Source organism: bacterium (assembly GCA_040753555.1).
Classification (GTDB): domain Bacteria; phylum UBA9089; class UBA9088; order UBA9088; family UBA9088; genus JBFLYE01.
The window spans coordinates 1-3,365 of the sequence record JBFMDZ010000218.1 but is presented as its reverse complement, the minus strand read 5'-3'; the positions used below and the strand labels follow the sequence as shown (position 1 = coordinate 3,365).

At 36.7% G+C, this 3,365-nt stretch carries 2 protein-coding genes and 1 pseudogene; 1 reads left to right on the top strand and 2 read right to left on the bottom strand.

What is annotated here, in order from left to right:
• Nucleotides 1-63: 63 nt before the first annotated feature.
• A complete protein-coding gene (cas12b, locus tag AB1630_11545) occupies nt 64-1,317 on the bottom strand; it encodes a type V CRISPR-associated protein Cas12b (GenBank protein ID MEW6104426.1) in 1,254 nt (417 codons plus the stop codon).
• Nucleotides 1,318-1,539: 222 nt separating this feature from the next.
• On the opposite strand from cas12b, the gene purM reads away from it, so the two are divergent.
• Nucleotides 1,540-2,493, top strand: a complete 954-nt coding sequence (gene purM / locus AB1630_11540) for a phosphoribosylformylglycinamidine cyclo-ligase (protein ID MEW6104425.1) — start codon at nt 1,540-1,542, stop codon at nt 2,491-2,493.
• A 132-nt stretch (nt 2,494-2,625) separates the two neighbouring features.
• Here the strand turns inward: purM and AB1630_11535 are convergent.
• Nucleotides 2,626-2,737: pseudogene (locus tag AB1630_11535) on the bottom strand (transposase).
• Between the last annotated feature and the right edge of the window lie 628 nt (nt 2,738-3,365).

Here is a 3,365-nt window from a genome sequence, read left to right as displayed (position 1 = left end):
ACCTCCAAAATATTTAGGGACGCCTTAAGTTTTTTTTAACAATAATCCATTTTATCTTATTGTTTATATAGATTTGTAAAAAGTTGGGGAAGTTCTGTCATCCTGCAATGCTTGAGCAGCAGCAATTCGATCTTCTTCAGTATTACACTCTTGCTTTGACCATGCCTTTACTATTTCTTTCCACCCGTCAACAGCACGCTTCTTGATACGATAGCTTTCAATTGCACCGGAGGTCTCTGATCGCTCCCCACAGAAGTTATTTAACCATTCTTTGGCTTCTCTGGGAATTTGGTTTATTTTTTTAGCGTCTTCTTCAAACTTTCTGCGTTCAACCTCTGCCCGCTTTATCCATGTATGCACCAGAGATACCCTTCTGGCAGCATGGTCAAGTATCACGGCGAATTCTTTGTGCCTTGCTGGTCCGTTATCTTGCAGATAAGTAAATCCGCAGGCTTTTTCTACATCCTTCAAAACTTTATTCGCATAATCACGCTTACCCTTTGTTTTTTCTTTATATCTACATTTCCTTTCATCATCTTCAGCTTTTTCCTTCAAGGTTACGAGAAAATTTTGATCACCGATTTTATTCTCCAGGAAGGTTCGCGTACCGCTTTTATAGCCGGGACCGCTGATTAAAGCTAATACCCCTTTAATATCCTTTGATGGAGGATTAAACTCCGTCAATGCATTTACAAGATCATTTACAAGATCAGATTTAAATGAGGCATTACCAGCCCATTCTGCAATCTTTTTATAAACATCTGCCATCCTGCTAAAATCAGCACCCTTGCCTGTGCCAAACCGACTACTTAACCACTGCCCGGCTTTCTGAATAAGATCTTTGGCTCCTTCTTCCTGTGCCTCTTTGTTGTCTTGGCTATCTTCTGTTGCTTTAAGAGATTTCAAATATGACTCTTTGCTCCCGAAAAATGGCTCAAGTATATCCCAGACTTCATCACGGTTTAGCGAATTGCCAATAGCTTCATCAAACGCCTTGCTTCTATTAACCCAGACGGCATCGTCGCGGATAGAGGCAGAGAGCGAGGGAGAACAATCTTCTACCCATTGGCTGATTTCAGCATCCAAAACTCCACGGCTCTTTAGAATCTCTTTAAGAGCATCTTCGGGTTTCTTCACAATATGGTTGTTAGGTGCGCCTTCCTTAGACTCCACTGAAAGCCATGAGAGGGCAAGGAGTATGCGTCTATCCCGCTTCTCTTCATCATTCAGATCCCGCTCTGAACTTTTCATTTTGACCTTCATCTCAACGAGCTTGTGATCAATCCCTCCCCTCATAGTTAGGAGCCAGTCTCGAATGCCTTTGTCCCTTTGTTGACAGCCTCATGGGTCTGCCAAAGACATTCTCTCCAGGATTTTTCCTCCTTCGTCGCTCCATGTAAGCGAAGTGTGTAAGCGCGTTGGGGTTGGGTTGGTGAAATTTTAGCCATAACCTGCATCCTCAAGCGAATGTAATACCTATTATTCGTTCATATTATATATCCCCTTGATGAAAATGGCAAGGGTTTATATAATTTGCTTATGGATTATCAAGATGCTGGTGTTGATATTGAAAAGGGAAATATTTTTGTAGAGAATATAAGGAAAAAGATTAAATTTCAAAAGGGTGTAATGGGAGGGATTGGTCATTTTTCTGGCTTTTTTAAGCAAGATTTTTCATTATATAAAGAGCCAATCCTTGTTTCTTCCTGTGATGGTGTGGGAACAAAGGTAAAGATTGCTCAAAGGTTAAACAATCATTACTCCATTGGCATTGACCTTGTTGCTATGTGTGTTAATGATATTATTGCAGCAGGCGGTGTTCCCCTATTTTTCCTTGATTACCTTGCATTTGGAAGGCTTGATTTAGAAATAGCAAATAAAATTATAGATGGAATCATTGAGGGATGCAACGAGGCAGAATGTAGCCTTCTAGGTGGTGAGACAGCAGAGATGCCAGATGTTTATGAAAAAGGGGAATACGATTGTGCTGGTTTTTGTGTTGGTATTGTTGAGAAAGAAAAAATAATTACAGGAGAAAAGATAAAGAAAGGAGATATAATTATTGGCATTCCCTCATCAGGCTTACATTCAAATGGCTTTTCATTGGTAAGAAAAATTATTAAAGAGCCATATCCAGAGGAGCTACTTATTCCAACAAAAATCTATGTAAAGGATTTCCTTAAGGTAGCTGATTTTTCTATAAATGGCATTTCCCATATCACAGGAGGCGGTCTTATTGAGAACATAAAGAGGCTTCTTCCAAGTGGAACAAGGGCTATAATTGAGAAAAAAAGCCTGAATACACAAGAGATATTCTTGAAAATTCAAAAAGATGGAAATATTCCCGAAATGGAGATGTTTAAAACATTTAATATGGGAATTGGTCTTTGTCTTATTGCGGACAAAGATGATGTAGAGAAAATCCTTTCAAGTATTCCATCTTATATAATTGGAAGGATAGAAGATGGAGAAAAAGGGATTGCAATTGTCTAAACCGAATGAATTTTCTGCATCAGAAGACACAATATCTAAAATTAAGTATGTGTTTAGTTCCTCTATAGTGTATATACCAACTTTTGGTTAAGGTCATATCCTTTTTGCTTCCAAGTAGTCAATACTTAAGGTAATCACTTCATAGATTCTTGTTCCTTTTTCATTCCTTAAGGTTCCTATTATCTTACGAATTACTACATGTTCCCTTAATCCCCTTTCTGCTCTATTATTTGGTTGGTTCTACCTCTAGATGAAGAACAAAAGCAAAGAGATATTTTAAGGCTTTTTGTAGCTTCTTGGTAAATTTCTGAAGAATAGAGGTTTTATATTCTTTCATAATCCAATACCTTAACTCTGAATGCTATTTTTTTTCTAAACTGGAACTTACCCATAAGTTTGTAGAAACAAATCCTGCTTAGGTTTTTAACACTTTATTTTATTCAAAAAGAGAAAAACTAAAATTTTATCTTTAAAAAAAGTAACTATTCACCCTATAGGGAAATAAGGAATGTATATGTTTAGATAATGTTAAGGAAAATAATGAAGCCAAAGAATAAAAATCCCAATGTCCAAATCCCAATGACAAATGAAATCCCAATGTCCAAATCCCAATAATTTGAAATGATATTGGACATTGGAAATTGGACATTTTTTTGACATTTGAACTTGGGATTTGGGATTTATTATAGAATGGATGAATTTTAAAACAGCCAAACATATAAAATACGATATACTGAATAGTTACCAAAAGAATAAAAAAAAGCTTTTTATCCTGAATAAAAAGTTTTGGCTAAGCAAGTTCATTTGTTCAAAATGCTCGTAATATTGGTAGCCAGTTACAAAATAGCCCTTATGATACACCTTATTATAAA

Excerpts from the sequence above, each read along its gene's own strand:
- purM (MEW6104425.1), top strand. The coding sequence starts at position 1,540 with ATGGATTATCAAGATGCTGGTGTTGATATTGAAAAGGGAAATATTTTT.